This window comes from Pseudarthrobacter humi, assembly GCF_024294965.1.
Classification (GTDB): domain Bacteria; phylum Actinomycetota; class Actinomycetes; order Actinomycetales; family Micrococcaceae; genus Arthrobacter; species Arthrobacter humi.
Genome location: NZ_JANCLV010000014.1, coordinates 1 through 19287 on the forward strand (window position 1 = coordinate 1; position 19287 = coordinate 19287).

Annotated in this window: 22 protein-coding genes; 6 read left to right on the forward strand and 16 right to left on the reverse strand. The window is 65.8% G+C overall.

Translation table 11 applies throughout. The features are described from left to right. From NFC73_RS16740 to NFC73_RS16765, 6 genes are all read left to right on the forward strand, one after another. The coding region (locus NFC73_RS16740) for a transketolase-like TK C-terminal-containing protein (RefSeq protein WP_443703144.1) at positions 1–1630 on the forward strand (1630 nt) is incomplete at its 5' end. 184 nt (positions 1631–1814) lie between these two features. Continuing rightward, positions 1815–3059, forward strand: coding sequence for a PucR family transcriptional regulator (locus NFC73_RS16745; protein ID WP_056349053.1), 1245 nt, complete (start codon positions 1815–1817; stop codon positions 3057–3059). Between the two features lie 88 nt (positions 3060–3147). Continuing rightward, positions 3148–4077 carry an ACP S-malonyltransferase gene (locus NFC73_RS16750; protein WP_254752009.1) on the forward strand — a complete coding sequence of 310 codons (930 nt, stop codon included), beginning with the start codon at positions 3148–3150 and terminating at the stop codon, positions 4075–4077. Next, the gene (locus NFC73_RS16755; RefSeq protein WP_254752011.1) at positions 4074–5135 is read left to right on the forward strand and encodes a beta-ketoacyl-ACP synthase III; all 1062 of its coding nucleotides are present in this window, start codon (positions 4074–4076) and stop codon (positions 5133–5135) included. Before NFC73_RS16750 ends, NFC73_RS16755 begins: the two co-directional genes overlap by 4 nt. Positions 5136–5216: 81 nt before the next feature. Further along, positions 5217–5462: an acyl carrier protein gene (locus tag NFC73_RS16760; RefSeq protein WP_009359314.1), complete on the forward strand. Its 246-nt coding sequence runs from the start codon at positions 5217–5219 to the stop codon at positions 5460–5462. 152 nt (positions 5463–5614) lie between these two features. Beyond that, positions 5615–6850 carry a beta-ketoacyl-[acyl-carrier-protein] synthase family protein gene (locus NFC73_RS16765; RefSeq protein WP_141140869.1) on the forward strand — a complete coding sequence of 412 codons (1236 nt, stop codon included), beginning with the start codon at positions 5615–5617 and terminating at the stop codon, positions 6848–6850. A gap of 158 nt (positions 6851–7008) precedes the next feature. On the opposite strand, the gene NFC73_RS16770 is transcribed toward NFC73_RS16765, so the two are convergent. The 16 genes from NFC73_RS16770 to NFC73_RS16845 form a co-directional block, all read right to left on the reverse strand. Continuing rightward, a complete protein-coding gene (locus NFC73_RS16770) occupies positions 7009–7512 on the reverse strand; it encodes a DUF3145 domain-containing protein (RefSeq protein WP_056349065.1) in 504 nt (167 codons plus the stop codon). Positions 7513–7783: 271 nt separating this feature from the next. Continuing rightward, positions 7784–8710, reverse strand: a complete 927-nt coding sequence (locus NFC73_RS16775) for a tyrosine recombinase XerC (protein WP_254752013.1) — start codon at positions 8708–8710, stop codon at positions 7784–7786. Between the two features lie 50 nt (positions 8711–8760). Continuing rightward, positions 8761–9945, reverse strand: a complete 1185-nt coding sequence (gene dprA, locus NFC73_RS16780; protein WP_252601570.1) for a DNA-processing protein DprA — start codon at positions 9943–9945, stop codon at positions 8761–8763. 13 nt (positions 9946–9958) lie between these two features. Beyond that, entirely contained in the window at positions 9959–11503 is a 1545-nt protein-coding gene (locus NFC73_RS16785) for a YifB family Mg chelatase-like AAA ATPase (protein ID WP_254752015.1), read from the reverse strand. Then, positions 11504–11860 (reverse strand): YraN family protein, encoded by a 357-nt coding sequence (locus NFC73_RS16790; protein ID WP_056349077.1) that lies wholly within the window; start codon positions 11858–11860, stop codon positions 11504–11506. A gap of 123 nt (positions 11861–11983) precedes the next feature. After that, positions 11984–12310 (reverse strand): DUF2469 domain-containing protein, encoded by a 327-nt coding sequence (locus tag NFC73_RS16795; RefSeq protein ID WP_254752017.1) that lies wholly within the window; start codon positions 12308–12310, stop codon positions 11984–11986. Positions 12311–12403: 93 nt separating this feature from the next. Next, positions 12404–13132 carry a ribonuclease HII gene (gene rnhB, locus NFC73_RS16800; protein ID WP_254752158.1) on the reverse strand — a complete coding sequence of 243 codons (729 nt, stop codon included), beginning with the start codon at positions 13130–13132 and terminating at the stop codon, positions 12404–12406. Positions 13133–13143: 11 nt separating this feature from the next. Then, positions 13144–13995 carry a signal peptidase I gene (gene lepB, locus NFC73_RS16805; protein ID WP_254752019.1) on the reverse strand — a complete coding sequence of 284 codons (852 nt, stop codon included), beginning with the start codon at positions 13993–13995 and terminating at the stop codon, positions 13144–13146. Continuing rightward, complete coding sequence (lepB, locus tag NFC73_RS16810; RefSeq protein ID WP_254752021.1) at positions 13996–14673, reverse strand: signal peptidase I; 678 nt, start codon at positions 14671–14673, stop codon at positions 13996–13998. It lies immediately after the preceding gene. 83 nt (positions 14674–14756) lie between these two features. Continuing rightward, complete coding sequence (gene rplS / locus NFC73_RS16815; RefSeq protein WP_056349088.1) at positions 14757–15116, reverse strand: 50S ribosomal protein L19; 360 nt, start codon at positions 15114–15116, stop codon at positions 14757–14759. Between the two features lie 242 nt (positions 15117–15358). Next, positions 15359–16234 (reverse strand): tRNA (guanosine(37)-N1)-methyltransferase TrmD, encoded by an 876-nt coding sequence (gene trmD, locus NFC73_RS16820; protein WP_254752023.1) that lies wholly within the window; start codon positions 16232–16234, stop codon positions 15359–15361. Next, a complete protein-coding gene (gene rimM, locus NFC73_RS16825) occupies positions 16235–16780 on the reverse strand; it encodes a ribosome maturation factor RimM (RefSeq protein WP_254752160.1) in 546 nt (181 codons plus the stop codon). A gap of 113 nt (positions 16781–16893) precedes the next feature. Further along, positions 16894–17136: an RNA-binding protein gene (locus NFC73_RS16830; RefSeq protein WP_056349097.1), complete on the reverse strand. Its 243-nt coding sequence runs from the start codon at positions 17134–17136 to the stop codon at positions 16894–16896. A gap of 1 nt (position 17137) precedes the next feature. Beyond that, positions 17138–17554, reverse strand: a complete 417-nt coding sequence (rpsP, locus tag NFC73_RS16835; protein WP_056349101.1) for a 30S ribosomal protein S16 — start codon at positions 17552–17554, stop codon at positions 17138–17140. Positions 17555–17766: 212 nt separating this feature from the next. Then, positions 17767–18204, reverse strand: a complete 438-nt coding sequence (locus tag NFC73_RS16840; RefSeq protein WP_254752025.1) for a hypothetical protein — start codon at positions 18202–18204, stop codon at positions 17767–17769. Between the two features lie 113 nt (positions 18205–18317). Further along, entirely contained in the window at positions 18318–19193 is an 876-nt protein-coding gene (locus NFC73_RS16845; protein WP_254752027.1) for a VOC family protein, read from the reverse strand. Between the last annotated feature and the right edge of the window lie 94 nt (positions 19194–19287).

Here is a 19287-nt window from a genome sequence, read left to right on the forward strand (position 1 = left end):
GAACCTCAAGCGCGGCGGCCACGACTACCGCAAGGTCTACGCCGCGTATAAGGCTGCCACCGAATTCAAGGGCAAGCCCACCGTGATCCTGGCCAAAACGGTCAAGGGCTACGGACTCGGACCCCACTTCGAGGGCCGCAACGCGACCCACCAGATGAAAAAGCTCACCCTCGATGACCTGAAGAAGTTCCGCGACCACCTCCGGATTCCGGTCACCGACGAGCAGCTGGAGAAGGACCCGTACCAGCCCCCGTACTTCCACCCGGGCACCGATGCGCCGGAGATCCAGTACATGATGGAACGCCGCGCCCAGTTGGGCGGCTCTGTTCCTGAGCGCCGCTCCAAGCACCAGGAGATCGCCCTCCCGGAGGCAAAAACCTACGAGGTCGCCAAGCGCGGTTCCGGGAAGCAGCAGGCGGCCACCACCATGGCGTTTGTCCGGCTCCTCAAGGACCTCATGCGGGACAAGAACTTCGGCAAGCACATCGCGCCGATCATCCCCGACGAGGCCCGCACGTTCGGCATGGACGCGTTCTTCCCCACGGCCAAGATCTACAACCCCAAGGGCCAGAACTACCTGTCCGTGGACCGGGACCTGGTCCTGGCGTACAAGGAATCGGCCCAGGGCCAGCTGATCCACCCCGGTATCAACGAGGCCGGTGCGGTCGCGGCGTTCACCGCCGCCGGCACGGCCTACGCCACCCACGGCGTACCGCTCATCCCGGTGTACGTGTTCTACTCCATGTTCGGGTTCCAGCGCACCGGCGACGCCTTCTGGGCCGCCGGGGACCAGATGGCCCGCGGGTTCATCATCGGCGCCACCGCCGGGCGGACCACGCTGACCGGCGAGGGCCTCCAGCACGCCGACGGCCACTCCCCGCTGCTGGCCTCCACGAACCCGGCAGTGGTCACCTATGACCCCGCCTACGGGTACGAGATGGGCCACATCATCCGGGACGGCATCGAGCGCATGTACGGGCCCGATTCGGCTGACCGTAACCTGATGTACTACATCACGGTCTACAACGAGCCCATCACGCAGCCCGCAGAACCCGAAGAGCTCGACGTGGAAGGTGTCCTCAAGGGCATCTACCTCCTGGCTCCGGCGAAGATCGACGGTCCCCGGACCCAGATCCTGGCTTCCGGCGTCTCGGTTCCCTGGGCCATCGAAGCCCAGCGGCTGCTCGCCGAGGACTGGGGCGTCTCCGCCGACGTCTGGTCCGTCACGTCCTGGAACGAACTGCGCCGCGACGGCATGGCCGCCGAGGAAGAGGCGTTCCTGAACCCGGGCAAGCCCGCCCGTGTTCCGTTTGTGACCCAGCAGCTTGCCGGTGCCACAGGACCCGTGGTTGCGGTCTCGGACTACATGAAGGCCGTCCCGGACCAGATCCGCCAGTTTGTGCCGAACGAGTTCGCCACGCTGGGTGCGGATGGCTTCGGTTTCTCCGACACCCGCGCAGCAGCCCGCCGCTTCTTCAAGAACGACATCCACTCCATCGTGGTCCGTTCCCTGCAACTGCTGGCGCGCCGCGGCGAAGTTGATGCCCAGGCCCCGGCCCAGGCAATCGAGAAGTACAAGCTGCACAACGTCAACGCCGGTTCCACCGGCAACGCGGGCGGCGAGTCCTGATCAACTCCCGCTGACCTGCTTGTCAGCGGAAATGAACGACGACGGCGACCCTCACCGAAAAGGCGAGGGTCGCCGTCGTCGTCCCCTGCCTTTCCGGACAGGAGGCAGTCTGTGATGCAGGTCCAACTGCGTTGTAGCCTTTGCACAAATGGAGCTTGCCGGGCAGGCACCGTATGCTCGTAGGATGCCAGAGCCAACCACCCCGCCTGTGAAGCGCAAGCCCTCCTCGCGCAGCATGACGCCGGAGAAATCCGAAACCCTGAAAAAGCTCCGGGCAAGCGTGGGCCAGCTCTCCACCACCACCCTTCGCCAGCTGGAAAAGTCGCTGCCGTGGTATTCGCGCCTCAGCTCCGACGAGCGTTCGGCCCTGGGCATGGTGGCTCAAAACGGCATCGCAGCGTTTGTCACCTGGTATGAGCGGCCCAGCTCACCCTCGTGGATCCTCACCGACGTTTTTGGGACTGCCCCCACCGAGCTGACGCGCTCCATCAGCCTCCAGAAGGCGCTCCAGCTCATCCGCATCGTGGTGGAAGTGGTGGAAGACCAGGTGCCGGTCATCGCACCGGAAGCTGACCAGCCCTCCCTCCGCGAGGCGGTGCTGCGGTACTCACGGGAAGTGGCCTTCGCGGCGGCCGACGTGTACGCGCGGGCGGCCGAGTCCCGTGGTTCCTGGGACACGCGGCTGGAAGCGCTGATCGTGGACGCCATCCTCCGTGGCGAAAACACCGACGCACTGCGGTCCCGGATCGCCGCGCTGGGTTGGAAGGCACAGGAGAGGTTCACTGTGATGGTGGGCAATTCGCCGTCTGAACCCAGTGCCAGCTACGTCAGCGAACTGCGCCGCCTGGCAGGCCGCTACGCCGAGGATGCGTTGGTGGGCATCCAGGGCGACCGGCTGATCCTGATCCTAGGCGGCGTCCAGGACCGCGAGACCGCATACCTGAAACTCAGCGAAATGTTCGCCCCCGGCCCGGTGGTCTACGGTCCGGAAGCCGGCTCCCTGCTGGAGGCCAGCGGCTCAGCGCAGTCCGCCTTTGCCGGCCTGACCGCGGCCAGGGCGTGGCCCGCCGCTCCCCGGCCCGTGGCCGCCGATGACCTGCTGCCGGAACGCGTCATCTCCGGTGACGAGGCGGCGCGCCGCTCCCTGGTGAAGAATATCTACCGTCCGCTTGTCGCCGCTTCCAACGGGCTGGTGGAGACCTTGGGCACCTACCTGGAGTTGGGCCATTCCCTTGAGGCGACTGCCCGCGAATTGTTTGTCCACGCGAACACCGTCAGGTACCGGCTCAAGCGCGTCTGCGACGTCACGGGCTGGGATCCGTTGCTCCCCCGGGAGGCGTTTGTGCTGCAGGCTGCGTTGGTTGTCGGGCGGCTGTCGGCGCCGCCAAAAGCCCCGGCGGAGCGTCATCCGGCGCGGAATCAGCCGTGAGTCGTTGTAGACTTCCTACAACCTGACCCCTTGAGCTTGGTGCAGTGAAACACCGCTGGATGACCCCGTAATTTGGAAAGCTGGATACGTGCTTGCAATAGTCTGCCCTGGACAGGGCTCACAGACCCCGGGTTTTCTGGCCCCTTGGCTGGAACTGCCTTCGGTAGCAGGCCATCTGGCCTCCCTCAGTGAGATCGCAGGCATCGACCTGACAGCCCACGGGACCACCTCTGACGAGGACACAATCAAGGACACCGCCGTTGCTCAGCCCCTGATTGTTGCCGCCGGGCTGGTGGCCGCAAAGTCGCTGTTCGACGTCGAACTCGGCACGCTTCCCGTGATCCTTGCCGGCCACTCCGTCGGTGAAATCACCGCCTCGGCCCTCGCCGGCGTGCTCACCGAGCACGAAGCCATGACGTTCGTCCGTGAACGCGCCAACAGCATGGCCGCCGCCGCTGCCGTAACCCCCACCGGCATGAGTGCCGTGGTGGGCGGGGACCCTGCAGAGGTCCTGGCCGCCATCGAGGCTACCGGCGCGACACCGGCCAATGTCAACGGCGCGGGCCAGACGGTGGCAGCCGGAACCTTCGAACAGCTGAAGGCCCTGGCGGACAACCCTCCGGCGAAGGCCCGGGTCATCCCGCTGAAAGTGGCCGGGGCGTTCCACACCTCGCACATGTCCCCCGCCGTGAGCGCCCTCGAGTCGCTCAAGTCCGGCCTCAAGCCGCAGAAGCCGCAGGTGCCCCTGCTGTCCAACTTTGACGGGCGGGAAGTGACCGACGGCGGCGCCGTCGTCGAGAGCCTCATCGCGCAGGTCTCCCGGCCGGTCCGCTGGGACCTCTGCATGGAAACCCTTGTGCAGCGCGGCGTCACCGGTGTCATTGAGCTGGCCCCGGCCGGCACGCTGGCCGGGCTCGCCAAGCGCGGCATGCCCGGCGTCAAGACCGTTGCAGTCAAAACCCCGGACGACCTCACTGCCGCACTGGCACTCTTCGCAGAACTGGAGGGAAACGCATGAGCGTTCCCACGCTGAAACAGGTTCCCGTCAACGAATACAGCCGCATCATGGGCCTCGGCGCATTCCGGCCTGACGTCATCGTCACCAACGACGACGTCTGCCAGTGGATTGATTCCTCGGACGAATGGATCCGCCAGCGGACCGGCATCGTGACCCGGCACCGGGCCCCTGCCGACGTCAGCGTCATCGATATGGCCGAGGGCGCTGCCCGGGAGGCCCTGCAGCAGGCAGGCATCGAAGCCTCCCAGCTTGGTGCCGTCATCGTTTCCACCGTCACCCACCCGTACGCCACGCCGTCGGCCGCCGCCGCCTTGGCTGACCGCATCGGTGCGACGCCGGCTCCGGCCTTCGATATCTCGGCCGCCTGTGCCGGGTACTGCTACGGCATCGCCCAGGGCGATGCCTTGGTTCGCTCAGGCACAGCCACCTACGTGCTGGTGGTCGGTGCGGAGAAGCTCTCCGACGTCATCGACAACCGGGAACGCACCATTTCCTTCCTGCTGGGCGACGGAGCGGGCGCTGTTGTCATCGGCCCCTCGGACACCCCCGGCATCGGACCCTCGGTGTGGGGTTCGGACGGCAGTAAGTGGGACGCCATCGGCATGACGCGTTCCATCCTGGATGTCCGCGACCTCAGCATGGCCGCCCGCCAGTCCGACGAGCCCGGCGACTTTGCCCTGCTCGAAGAAGCGCAGGAGCTCTACCCCACACTCCGCCAGGACGGGCAGACCGTCTTCCGCTGGGCGGTCTGGGAAATGGCCAAAATGGCACAGCAGGCTTTGGATGCCGCGGGCGTCAAGGCTGAAGACCTCGTTGCGTTCATCCCGCACCAGGCCAACATGCGGATCATCGACGAGATGGTCAAGAAACTGAATCTTCCTGAATCCGTCACCGTGGCCCGGGACATCGCTGATGCCGGAAACACCTCGGCGGCCTCCATCCCCCTTGCTACCCACCGCCTGCTCAAGGAAAACCCTGAGCTCAGCGGCGGCCTCGCACTCCAGATCGGCTTCGGCGCCGGGCTGGTCTTCGGTGCCCAGGTAATCGTCCTTCCTTAGGAACGCCCCATACAGGCCGCATCCGCGGACTGCACCGTTTCCGGCACCCCCTGCCGGCAATAACAAGAAAAGGAGCCATCAATGGCTAGCAACGAAGAGATCCTGGCCGGCTTGGCTGAAATCGTCAACGAAGAAACCGGCCTTGCCCCCGAGGCTGTGGAACTGGACAAGTCCTTCACCGAGGACCTGGACATCGACTCCATCTCCATGATGACCATCGTGGTCAACGCCGAAGAGAAGTTCGGCGTGCGTATCCCGGACGAAGAGGTCAAGAACCTCAAGACCGTGGGCGACGCCGTCAGCTTCATCGCAGGCGCACAGGCCTAGCCAAGGCTTCAGCCCCTTAAGGCTGACTGGACTGCCGGTCCGTGCCCAGGCCGGACCGGCAGTCCACCACATTTTTCGGCAGCCAGCTGCCCCACACGCGGGACCCCGCCGGACAACCGGATACGGCCTGCCCACCGACAGAGAGTGATCCAATGACACGCAAAGTAGTCATTACCGGTCTGGGTGCCACCACGCCCATCGGCGGCGACGTACCCACCATGTGGAACAACGCGCTGAAGGGGGTCTCCGGTGCCCGCACGCTCGAAGACGAATGGGTCGCCAAGTACGAACTGCCTGTCCACTTTGCTGCCCGTTGCTCCACTCCGGCCCTGGAGGTCCTGAGCCGCGTTGAGGCCAAGCGGATGGACCCGTCCACCCAGTTCGGCGTCATCGCTTCGCGTGAAGCCTGGGCCGATTCCGGCATCACCGAGATTGACCCCGACCGCCTTGCGGTCGCCTTCGCCACCGGCATCGGCGGCGTCTGGACGCTGCTGGACGCGTGGGACACGCTGAAGGAAAAGGGCCCGCGCCGCGTCCTGCCCATGACGGTGCCCATGCTGATGCCCAACGGCGTCGCAGCAGCCGTCAGCCTTGACCTTGGCGCCCGTGCCGGCGCCCACACCCCTGTTTCGGCCTGCGCGTCGGGCACCGAGGCCCTTCACCTTGGGCTGGAGCTGATCCGCTCCGGCAAGGCCGACGTCGTGATGTGCGGCGGCGCCGAGGCAGCCATCCACCCCATGCCCCTGGCCGCGTTCTCGTCCATGCAGGCCCTCTCGCGCCGCAACGACGACCCCCAGGGCGCCTCACGCCCCTACGATCTGGGCCGCGACGGCTTCGTGATGGGCGAAGGCGCCGGCGCGCTGGTGCTCGAAGCCGAGGAACACGCCATTGCCCGCGGCGCCCGCATCTACGGCGAACTGGCCGGCACCTCCGTGACGGCTGATGCCTACCACATCACCGCCCCGGACCCCCAGGGCCTGGGCGCGACGCGCGCGCTGAAGGCAGCCATGTTCGACGGCCGGATCCAGGCCGAGGACGTTGTCCACGTCAACGCGCACGCCACCTCCACTCCCGTCGGCGACAAGCCCGAGTACACGGCCCTCCGCGCATCGCTGGGGAACCACCTCGACAACGTCGCAGTGTCCGCCACTAAATCACAGATGGGCCACCTGCTGGGCGCGTCCGGTGCCGTGGAGGCAGTACTCACCGTGCTTGCCGTGTACCACCGCAAGGCCCCGGTCACCATCAACCTCGAGAACCAGGACCCGGAGATCCCGCTCGACGTCGTCACGTCGGCGAGGGATCTGCCGGCAGGCGACATCGTGGCGCTCAGCAACTCGTTCGGATTCGGCGGCCACAACGCCGTGATCGCTGTCCGCAGCATCTAGCTAGCAGCCCCGCGGGAACAGCAAGTACCGCAGACGAAGCAGAGGCCCCGCCATGTGGCGGGGCCTCTGCTTTTGCTATGGAGCGCCGCCTTCCAATCCGGCACGGCTTCTGCCGGGACAGCGGTCAGGAAGCACGACGTCGTGAAGTCCGACGGCGGTCAGCCCACCTGATGCAGCCAGCGGACCGGTGCGCCCTCGGCTGCGTGGCGGAACGGCTCTAGTTCCTCGTCCCACGCCTCACCCAAGGCCAGGGAAAGCTCGTGGTACACGGCGGAGGGATCGCCGGCACCCGATTCGTAGGCGTAGCGGATGCGGTCCTCTGAGACCATGATGTTGCCGTGGACGTCCGTTGTGGCGTGGAAGATTCCCAGTTCGGGGGTATGCGACCAGCGGCCGCCGTCAACTCCCTGGCTCGGCTCTTCAGTGACCTCGTAGCGAAGATGGGCCCAGCCGCGAAGTGAGGATGCCAGCAGCGATCCGGTGCCCGGGGTTCCTGTCCAGGAGAGCTCGGCGCGGAACATTCCGGGCGCGGCAGGCTGAGGGGTCCACTCTAGATCCGTCCGCTTGTCCACGACGGATCCAATGGCCCACTCAACGTGCGGGCACAGTGCTGTAGGGGCTGAGTGAACAAACAGCACACCGCGGGTCATTGCAACAGACATTCCATCCTCCATAGCTGTAGGTACGTCTTCCCCAACGACCTCTGCCTGGATGAAACTGCCCGGTGCCGTACGTTCCAGCGGCGGTGTTCCCTGATTATTAAGCTGTGTCCGGACTTGCGGGTGACGCGCGAAGCGAAATAGCTTCAAGCGAAACTTGAAAGTTGCCGGACGTGATTCTTATTGTGCCGTACGCCGCGTAATTACGCCAGTGCGATCCGCCGCAGGTGACACGGTCCTGGAATTACCCCGCATTGGCGCGGATCCACGGCCCTCACGCCCGGGGATGGGCCTGCTGGTAGCTGCTACGGAGCCGTTCAACGGACACATGGGTGTAGATCTGCGTGGTGGCGAGGCTGCTGTGGCCCAGGATTTCCTGGACCGCACGAAGATCCGCCCCGCCATCGAGCAGGTGCGTTGCCGCAGTATGCCTCAGCGCGTGCGGACCGGTTGCTGAGGTGTCGCCCAAAGCTTCAAAGAGAGCATTCACCACGGTCCTGACCTGGCGCTGGTCAACACGGTTTCCCCTGGCGCCCAGGAAGAGCGCCGGTCCGCTGTGGCCGGTGGCCAGGAGCGGCCTGGCCCTGCGGAGCCAGTCGTCCACGGCCACAGCGGCCGGGACGCCATAGGGAACCGTCCGCTCCTTGTTGCCCTTGCCGACCACCCGCAGGGTCCGGCGGTCCGGGTTGAGATCGTCCACATCCAAGGCGGCCAGCTCCCCCACGCGCAGACCCGTGGCGTATAGAAGCTCCACCATGGCACGGTTGCGCACCGGCACCGGTGACCCGTCAGCCGCGGATTCTTCCAGACTGTCCAGCAGCCTGAGGAGTTGTTGGGACTGCAGCACCCCCGGCAGTGACTTTTCCGCCTTGGGAGCCCTGAGACGGAGGGCAGGGTCGGTCTCGATGAGTTCTTCCCGCATGGCCCATGTGGTGAAGGAACGCGCTGTGGCCGATCTCCGCGCAAGAGTGGCCCGGGATATCCCGGCCTGGCTCTGCGCCCCGAGCCAGCGTCGGAGAGTGCCCAGCTCCAGTTCCGGCAGATCTGTGATGCCCTCGGAGGTGGCGTATTCCAGGAGGCATCGAAGATCGGACAGGTATGCCCGAAGCGTATGCCCGGACCGTGCCCGCTCGGCAATCAGGTATCTGCCGAAGTTGGCAAGTGCCTGCTCAAATGCCCGGGACAGTTCCTGATTCTGCACTGTTCCACAGTCCCAGAACTCCGCGGGAATCCCGTCCCGGACACGGGCAACTACGCTAATTCCTTGGCCCGTTTCCAGCCGCCCCTTTCGGAAGCTGCGAGCCCCAGCAGGCCGAGCCTGCCCAGCCCGGCCCGCACGGAGTCCGCACTGAGGCCGGCAACTGCGCAGAGCTTGTCCACGGACGTGGTGGACCGCAGCGGCAGGGCGTCCAGAAGGATCAGATCCTCCAAGGTCAGTCCGTCATGGTCGGCCGCATGCGCTGTCCCGGGCGCCGCAAGCCCCACGCCGCTTGGGGATGCCAGTTCGGCGATCTCCGCGGCGTCAGTCACGCAGACAGCCCCGCCATCCCGGAGCAGCCGGTGGCAGCCGGCGGAGTTGGCGCTGTGCACGGACCCTGGCACAGCTCCCACCGCGCGGCCAAGCGTCTCCGCGTGGTGGGCCGTGTTCAGCGCACCGGACCGCCAGCGCGCTTCCACCACCACCGTCACTGCGGCCAAGGCCGCGATCAGCCTGTTCCGTTGGAGAAAGCGGTAGCGGGTGGGCGCCGACCCTGGCGGCACCTCTGCGAGCACCGCTCCCTGGTTGCAGACCGCCCTCAGGAGATCCTCGTTGCCGGACGGGTAGAACCGGTCCACACCACCAGCCATCACCGCGATGGTTGGCACCGCCGCTGAGCCCCCGGCCAGTGCTGCCCGGTGCGCGTGGGCGTCGATGCCGTACGCTCCCCCGGAGACCACGGTGAAGCCCCGCTGGGCCAGTGAGTAGGCCAGGTCCCCGGTCACCGAGGCGCCGTAGCTGGTGCTGTCGCGGGACCCCACCAGCGCCACGCTCCGGGCCGGACCGGGAAGTTCCTGTTCCAGGCCCCGCCACCAGAGACAGATGGGCTCCTGCATCCCAAGGTCCCCGAGCTGGGCAGGCCAGAGATCATCCGACGGGATAATCAGCCGGCCGCCAAGGCGTGCCATGGTGGCAAGGTCACGCTCGGGCGCCAGATCCGGAATGCGGGGAGCCCAGCGTTTGAGGGAGGCAGCCATCCCCGCCCAGCTGGTTCCGGCGCCGTTGTCCGCCAGCAGTCCGGTGATCTCCCGCTCCAGTGCCGGGCCGGCGGCCGCCTGGCCCGTGGCGATTTTCAAGGCGTCGGGTGCGCCGGTGGCCTGTACCAGGGCCAGTCCGGCCGCGTCCTGCGGTTCCATAAGCCGCGACAGGGCGGCCCGGGCGATCCGTTCGTTGTCCATGTGGTTTCTTCCTTCACGCAGCTGCCGAGGCAGCCTGCCGGAGGCCAAGGGCCTGGCCGATGTCGTTGGTGTCGGGCATGTCGCGGTGCGACAGGTCCGCCAGGGTCCAGGCCAGCCGGAGAACCCTGTCGTAGCCCCTGGCGGTCAGCACGCCCCGCTCCAGTGAGTGGTCCAGAATCCGCGTGGCGCCGGCCGGCAGCCGCAGGGCGCCGCGCAGAATCCGGCCGGGCACCTGCGAGTTCGTTTCCATTCCCAGCGCCCGCAGCCGTTCGGCCTGGCGCCGGCGTGCGTCGCCTACCCTCCGTGCCACGGCGGCTGTGTCTTCTTCGGCGCCCGCCTGGCCGAAGTCGGCCAGTGACACGCGCTCCACCTGCAGCTGGATATCCACCCGGTCCAGCAGCGGACCGGACATCCTGGCCACGTAGCGGCGCCGCATCATGGGCGTACATGTGCAGTCCAGGCCCTTTCCCGAAGCCTTGCCGCAGGGACAGGGATTGGCGGCAAGGACCAGCTGGAACCGGGCAGGGTAGGCTGCCGTTCCTGCCGAGCGGTGAATGACCAGCTCCCCGCTCTCCAGGGGCTGGCGGAGGGCGTCCAGGACGCGCCGTTCGTATTCCGGGGCCTCGTCCAGGAACAGGACACCGCGGTGTGCCCGCGACGCCGCACCCGGGCGCGGCAACCCCGATCCCCCGCCGATAATGGCGGCGGCTGTGGCCGAATGATGCGGGTTTTCGAACGGCGGCCGCCGCACCAGCTGAACGGCGGATGAGGGAAGGCCGCAGAGGGAGTGGATGGCGGTGACTTCCATGGCCTCATTGTCGGCAAGGTCCGGCAGGAGACCGGGAAGTCTTTCGGCCAGCATGGTCTTGCCCGCACCCGGAGGTCCGGTCAGGAGCAGGTGGTGGGCCCCGGCAGCGGCCACCTCGAGCGCGCGTCTGGCTTCGCCCTGGCCGGAGACGTCGGCCATGTCAGGAACAGCCTGGGCCCCCGGTTCGGAGTCCCCGTGACCGGCCTCGTCCTCCGGCTCGAAGTCCAGTGCGAGCTCCTGCGGGTCTGCACCGAAGTCGAGCGCCAGCCGCGCCAGCGTGCGGTACCCCTTGACGTTGGCTCCAGGGACCAGCGATGCTTCGCCGAGGTTGGCGTGCGCGACCACCACGTCCGGATAGCCGGCCTGCACCGACGCCATCACTGCCGGCAGGATGCCGCGCACCGGCCGTAGCCGGCCATCCAGCCCGAGTTCGGCGATGAAGACAGTCCGGCCGGTGGGCTTGATGTCATTTGCGGCCCTCAGGACTGCCATGGTCACGGCAAGGTCGAAGCCGGAACCGCGTTTGGGCAGCGACGCGGGGATGAGGTTGGCCGTGATCTTCCGCCGGCTCAGCGGAATTCCGGAATTCTTGGCCGCGGAACGTATGCGCTCCTTGGCCTCGTTGAGGGCGGCGTCCGGGAGGCCCAGGATCACGAATGCCGGCAGGGTCTGGCCAATATCGGCTTCTACCTCGACGATGTACCCGTTCAATCCCACCAGCGCCACGGAGTAGGCCCGGCCCAGCGCCATCTACCCCACCCCCTTGAGGTGTTCCACCAGGGGTTCGCCGCCGCCGTCGTCCACCACGGCAATGACGTCCACGCGCCGTAGCGGCATCCGAAGCTCCCGGTCCCGGCACCACGCCGAACCGAGCCGATGCAGCCGGGCGAGTTTGTCCGGCCCCACGGCTTCGAACGGGTGCCCGTAGTCCAGGGAACGGCGGGTTTTCACCTCTGCGATGACCAGGGCGTCACCGTCCAGGGCCACAATGTCTATTTCACCCTCGGCGCAGCGCCAGTTGCGTTCCACCACCAGCATGCCGAGCGATTCAAGATAGCCGGCCGCGAGTTCCTCGCCGCGCCGGCCCAACAGGTCTTTGGATTTCATTTCTACCTCCGCAACCAGCCTGCAGTGGCAGGACAGCGGAGGACAGCAGGCTATTCGCCTATGTGGGCAACCCGGGAAAACCGCCCCAATACAGCGGGGCTGTGGAGGAGCAGTGGGCCGGCGTCAGTTGCCGAGGTCAGCGTCCTTCGGCAGGGCGAGTTCCTCGCTGCGGGGCAGTTCTTCGACGTTGACATCCTTGAACGTCAGGACACGGACTGTCTTCACGAACCGTGCCGAACGGTAAACATCCCACACCCAGGCATCCTGGAGCGTCAGATCGAAGTAGACCTCGCCGTCGGCGCTTCGGGCCTGCAGGTCAACGTGGTTTGCGAGGTAAAAGCGGCGTTCGGTCTCGACAACGTAACTGAACAGCCCGACAACATCGCGGTATTCACGGTAGAGCTGCAGCTCCATGTCGGTTTCATAGTTTTCAAGATCCTCTGCACTCATGCTTCCATCTTGCACCATCCAGGGCGCCGCAGTCGCAGCGTCCGCGCCGCATGAGCCCCACACCACTGCAACAGGCACTGGAGCGGCACGGAATCAGAGTTCGACGCCCAGGAGGTTCCAACTCACCCGGTGGTACGGTGTGGCTCCGGCGGCGCGGAGCGCGTCCCGGTGAATTGCAGTGGCGTAGCCCTTGTTGACGTCCCAGCCAAACTCGGGGTATTCACTGTGCAGACCGCGCATCTGCTCGTCGCGTTCCACCTTCGCAATCACGCTGGCTGCGGCCACGCTCAGGCACTGCATGTCCGCCTTGATCTTGGTGTGGACCGGGGCAAGGCACGCAAAATCCACGGGCGGCTCGTCAAACAGGGAAGGCTGCCCGGCGGGCGAGAGCCAGTTGTGGCTGCCATCGAGCAGCACCACATCTGGGCTGATGCCGGCCGCAAGGATGTCCTGCCAGGCGCGCGTACCGGCCAGCCGCAGCGCAGCAATGATCCCCACTGCGTCGATCTCCCGCGCGGAAGCGTGCCCGACGGCGGACGCAACACTCCAGCGTCTGACCAGCGGTTCCAGCCGTTCCCGTTCGGCGGGGCTGAGGAGCTTGCTGTCCCGCACACCGGCCAGGGGCTTCTGGGTGTGGAGGTCCACGACGGCGATTCCGACGCTCACCGGTCCAGCCAGCGCCCCCCGTCCCACTTCGTCCACGCCGGCCAGATAACGGGCGCCCTGCGCTTTGAACGTCCGCTCATGCCGGAGCGTCGGTGCCTTGGAGCGGACCCCGTCCGTCTGCCGGGCCGGAGCCCTGGGGCCGGTGGCCGGTATCACTGCGGACACTCTTAGCCTCCCGCAGGCACGTTCCGGAAGACGGCCGGATAATTGTCAAGGACAGTGATCCGGTTCAGCGGCCATGCGATGACGGCGGCTTTGCCCTCCACGTCCACGAGGTCGACGAATCCGCCGTTGGACTCCAGGTGCGACCGGGAGTCTGCGGAGTGGTTGCGGTTATCGCCCATGACCCAGACCTTCCCTTCCGGAACAACGACGTCGAAGGCACGGATCTGCGGTTCCTCAGCCCTGTTGACATAGGTTTCATCGATGGGAGATCCGTTGATGGTCAGTTTACCGCCGGCGTCGCAGCAGATCACGTGGTCACCGGGTAGCCCGACGACCCGTTTGACGAGGTGCTGTTCCGAGTTGTCCGGCAAGAGTCCCACAAATGTCAGACCGTCCTGGACCCACGTGAACGGCCCGTTCGGCTCGTTCGGCACCGCGGTCAGCCAGCCCTTGGTGTCCCGGAAGACCACCACGTCGCCGCGTGAGAGGGAGAAAGGCTCCGGTACCAGCAGGTTCACAAAGATGCGGTCGTTGACGTCCAGGGTGCTGACCATGGACTCGGACGGAATGTAGAACGCCCGGAACAGGAAGGTCTTGATCAGGAAGGACAGCACGACGGCGATCACCACTACCGTGGCAACCTCCTTCAGCCAGACAAAGAGTTGGCTGGGGGCGGCGGGCCCGGAAGTCGGTGCCGCGGATCGCCTGCCGGACTGTGGCGCCGACGGGCTGCCATCCGGCACACCGTCGGAGGTCCTGCCGCCGGAAATCGCGTTGGCGGACATACCGTCGGTGTCGGCACCGGGGGCGCCGTCGCGAGGCGGCTCAGGTGTCCGGGCTTTGTTCTCGGGCATCTACTGTCCGTTCTCTGTTGTTGATCCTGCCGCTGGCGGCCGTGGTACTGCAGCAAATCTATCAAGTGGCCAGACGATCTGGACCGGCCTGCCGAGCACACGGTCCATTGGCACCATGCCGCCGCCGGGCGCACCGAGCAGGCTGCGCGAATCGGCGGACGCCGAGCGGTGGTCACCGAGCAGCCAAAGCCTTCCGTCAGGCACCACGGCGCTGAAGACCTGCGTGCTTGGGCTGTCTCCGCCGAACACGTATGGCTCATCGAGTGCCCCGCCGTTGACGGTGATCTTTCCGTCTGCATCGCAGCAGACCACGGTGTCCCCCGGCAGACCGATGACACGTTTGACGTAGGTGGTGTCACTGCCGGCCAGGCCAAGCCACTGCCCGGCCGCTGCAAGGGAATCCAGAAGGGGGCCCTTCCCACTGTTCAGGGGAGCAAACGAACCCCTGCCGTCGAAGACCACAATGTCGCCCCGACGGATGGGTTCGGCATGGAAGCCTGTCCTGGAGACCAGGACGCGGTCCCCGTTCGCAAGGACCGGCTCCATGGATTCGGACGGTATGTAATAGACATCCAGCCACAGGGAACGGACCAGCCCGCTGATGGCCACGGCCACGAGAACTGCCAGGAACGCAAAACGCCAGCCCATTCTTCTGGGCTGGCGTTTTGTCTGGTCCATGATCCGTATTCCTGGGGCGCTGATGCGAAGGGCTCCGGCGCTGGCCTGGTGCGGCTGGGCCTGCTTTGTAGGTCCCTGGGGACTTACTTCTTGGGCTGGAAGTCGCGCTTTTCCTTGATCTTCGCAGCCTTGCCGCGCAGGTCGCGCATGTAGTACAGCTTCGCGCGGCGCACGTCACCCTTGGAGACAACTTCGATCTTGTCGATGATCGGGGAGTGCACCGGGAAGGTACGCTCCACACCGACGCCGAAGGAGACCTTGCGGATGGTGAAGGTTTCGCGAAGACCGTCGCCGTGGCGGCCCAGGACGAAGCCCTGGAATACCTGGACACGGGAGTTCTTGCCTTCGATGATGTTCACGTGAACCTTGAGGGTGTCACCCGCACGGAAGACAGGAACATCGGTGCGCAGCGAGGCTGCATCTACGGAATCGAGAATATGCATAATTGCACTCCTGGTGAACGCCACAGGTCATTCACTTTGGGTCACGGCGGGCAAGCCCGGAAGTACCGGAAATTACCGCCGAAAATTAAGTGGGGCCGGTTCCTTCACTGATTGAAGGTCCCGGGGTGTCCAACTGTTGGTTGCGCTCCCCCTGTGGCAGGTGCGGACCCAGCAGACACAAAGACTAATTTTGCCACACTCGCGGGGCTACAGCCAATCGCCCGGACCACAGGCGCGCCGGTTCAGGTTGAGGCGTCGGTTCCAGCGTCCGTGCTGGTATCGGCCTGCCGTCGCGCCAGGAGGTGCCCGTCGACGACGTCGTACCCGAGGTCGGCGAAAGCCGTCCGGTCGGCACGTGGCAGCTTACCGGCGTCGAACGCTTCCAGCAGGTCCGGACGGCGTTCCGCCGTCCGCCGGTACTGCTCGTGGCGGCGCCACTGCGCGATCTTCCCGTGGTTGCCGCTCAGCAGCACTGCCGGGACATCCCGGTCCCGCCAGCTGGCGGGCTTGGTATACACCGGGTATTCCAGCAGCCCGTCCGAATGCGACTCCTCCACCAGGGAATCAGGGTTGCCCACAACGCCCGGCAGCAGCCTGCCAATGGCTTCGACCATGGCCAAAACAGCCACTTCGCCGCCGTTCAGCACATAGTCACCAAGGCTCATGGGGCGGACCGTGAAGTGCTCTTCCGCCCACTCGATGACACGCTCGTCGATGCCCTCATAGCGGCCGCAGGCAAAAACCAGCCGGTCCTCTTCTGCGAGCTCATGGGCCAGGGCCTGGTTGAAGCGCTCCCCTGCCGGCGACGGAACAATCAAGACCGGTTTGGCGGGCTCGGCCGCCATGGCCCCGGCGCCACCTGCGGCTTCACCGGCTCCGGCGACAGAAGCAGCTGCGGCAACGGCAGCCAACGCCTGCGCCCAAGGCTCAGGCTTCATCACCATGCCGGCGCCGCCGCCGTACGGGGTGTCGTCCACTGAGCGGTGCTTGTCGGTGGTGAAATCACGCAGGTCATGGACGCGCAGGTCCAACAGGCCGTCCTGGCGGGCTTTTCCAATGAGCGAGAGCTCCAGGGGCGCCAGGTACTCCGGGAAGATACTGACGACGTCGATTCTCATCTACGCGTTTTCCTCCGCTTCACCGGGGCCGGCTTCGCCGTCGTTGACCTCAAAGAGACCGTGCGGCGGCGTCAGCAGGACGAAGCCATCGGCCACATTGACCTCCGGAACGATCTGCTCCACAAACGGGACAAGGATTTCCTTGCCGTCCGGCGTTTCAACCACCAGCAGGTCCTGGACGGGCAAGGTGTGCAGGGCGGCGATCTTGCCGACCACCTGCGACCCGACGCGCGCCTCGAGCCCTACCAGTTCGTGCTCGTACCAGCCTTCGTCGTCGTCCTCGCCCAGCTCTTCGGTTTCGATGAAAAGCTTGGCGCCGCGCAGGGCCTCTGCCTGGTTGCGGGTCTCGATTCCTTCGAATGCGAGCAGCAGGATGTCCTTGTTCCAGCGCGCACCCTCAACGATGAGCGGGCCGGCCGATGCAGGCTCCACCACAAACTCGGTACCGGGAACAAACCGGTCCCCCGGAGCGTCGGTCAGCACCTGGACCGTCACTTCGCCGCGGATTCCATGCGGTTTGCCGATTCGTGCCACCTGAAGCTGCATCTGTTCCTCTGTTTCGGTTTGTGGATTCTCCACGGGTCTTGTGGTGAAAGCACTCCGGCCCCTCCACCGTTGCTGGTGGAAGGGCCGGAGCAAAAACTGATGTTGCCGAGCGCTTAGCGGCGGCGGTCGGTGTCGACGACGTCGACCCTGACCGGCTCGCCGTCTGCCAGTGCCGCCACAACGGTGCGCAATGCCCGTGCAGTGCGGCCCTGGCGGCCGATCACCCGTCCCAGGTCATCCTGATGAACACGAACCTCGAGGGTGTCCCCGCGGCGGTTGTTCTTCGAGCTGACCTTGACATCCTCCGGCGAATCAACGATTCCCCGGACGAGGTGTTCGAGCGCTTCTGCCAGCAATCTACTCAGCCTCGGTGGTCTCTGCCTCGGCCGGGGCCTCGGCTGCGTCAGACTGCTTCGACTTCTTGGTGATGGCTTCCGGGATGATCACGGAACCCTTTTCCGGAGCAACAAAGGCAGCCTTCGGAGCTTTGGTCTTCAGGGTGCCTTCCTGGCCCGGCAGGCCCTTGAACTTCTGCCAGTCACCGGTGATCTTCAGGATCGCGGCAACCTGCTCGGACGGCTGTGCGCCGACGCCGAGCCAGTACTGGGCACGGTCCGTGTCCACCTCGATGTATGAGGGCTCTTCGGTGGGGTGGTACTTGCCGATCTCTTCGATGGCACGGCCGTCACGCTTGGAGCGTGCGTCCATGACGACGATGCGGTAGTACGGTGCGCGCATCTTGCCAAAGCGCTTAAGGCGAATCTTTACGGCCACTTTTGTGGTCACTCCTGTTTCAGAAAAGGGGTGAACCGACGTTCTGCACCCGTGGGGCGGGCCATACTTGAGGGTTCGAAGGACAGGATCCGGACGCGGAGAGAGGGGCCACGCAGATCGAGTACCTGTTTATTGTGCCAGATCAGCGTCCGGATTTCGACTTGACACGTCGGGATGGGGTAGCCGGGCGGACCCGGCGGGCCACGGCCTGCCTACGACGACCAGACGTACACGCCGGTGCGCGCGGCGTCATCGACTGAGTTTGCCAGCTCAGCGAACTGCTGGACATACGTCCGGGCCTCGGCCACGCCGAACGGCATGTCATCCTGGGCGGCCCACTTTTCAGCGACGTCGTCCAGGACATTGCCTTCGCCTTCAGTCTCATAGCTGAGCAGGTCCGCGAGCGCACGCACCATGGCCGGCGGTACCCCTAGGAGGGAATCACTGGCGACGTCAACCATGGCCAGTTCGTAGTCCGCGCCACCGGCGTGCACCGCAACGCCGGCAAGGTCGCCAAGCTGCTCGATTTCGAAATCGCTGATTCCGGGAATCCGCAGGGCCTGGCCCTCCGGGGAGCCCCCTGCATCCAGGACGGCCGCCCGCTTCAGCGCGGCATCGTGAGTGGAAACAAAAATTTCAGTGAAGCCCATGGGAACAGCCCTCATTCCGTCGACGGTGCGGCCTGGAAGGGCAGCAGCAAGTGCCGCCCCGGCCGTTCAGAATCAGCCTAGTACAAGGCAAGCCGCACACTTGGCATCCGCACTCAGCGGACGGCGACCCGGATATTATTGCGCCACGGGTCCTCGAAGCGAAGCTCGGCGCCCGTGTGGTGCGAGGCCACACCGGCGACCCTCAGGCGGTCGGCGAGCGCTCCGACGTCATCCCCGGAAGGGACCTCGATGAGCACTTCGCCGAGGCCCAGGGTGTCCTTGCGGGGACCGGCTCCGCGGCTGTTCCAGACGTTCATGGCCATGTGGTGGTGATACCGGCCCGCGGAGACAAACAGTGCCTGCCCGTGCCAGCCGGCGGTCTTTTCGAAGCCCAGCGTGCCGACGTAGAAATCGTGCGCTGACTGGACGTCGCCCACCTGGAGGTGGACGTGGCCCACGCCGGCTTCGCTGGCCCGCTGGCCGGCGACGGATTCCTGGGTCAGGTGCTGCTCGAGGTAGCGCTGCGGCGGCAGTGCCAGGCTGTCCATCACGACATCCTTCCCGTTCCAGGACCAGTTTTCGCGGGGCCTGTCCCAGTACAGTTCGACGCCGTTGCCCTCGGGGTCGTTGAAGTAGAAGGCCTCGCTGACGAGGTGGTCGGCGCTGCCGGTGAAGGACCGGGGTTCATACTGGGCGGCGGTGGCTACCGTGGCGGCCAGCGAAGCCTGGTCGTCAAACAGCAGTGCGGTGTGGAACAACCCGGCCTCTCCCCTGCCAGGCAGATTCAAGGACGGGGCGGCCGCGAGATGGACCAGCGGGCGTTGAAGGCGGCCAAGATAGACGCCGCCATCCTGTTCCGCGACGACGTCCAGGCCGAGCGCACGCTGGTAATAGTCGGTCATCAGTTTCATGTCGCCCACCTTGAGCATCACGGTGCCCATGGAGAGGGCAGCAGGAAGGAGATCCCGGCTGGTGGCTTCTGCAGTCATGTGAACACTCCCGGTCCGCTGGCCTTCGGACGGAAGGCCGCTATGGTTCCAATTTACTTGAACCTTCAATTTAATTCAAGTGGCAGAGCAGACG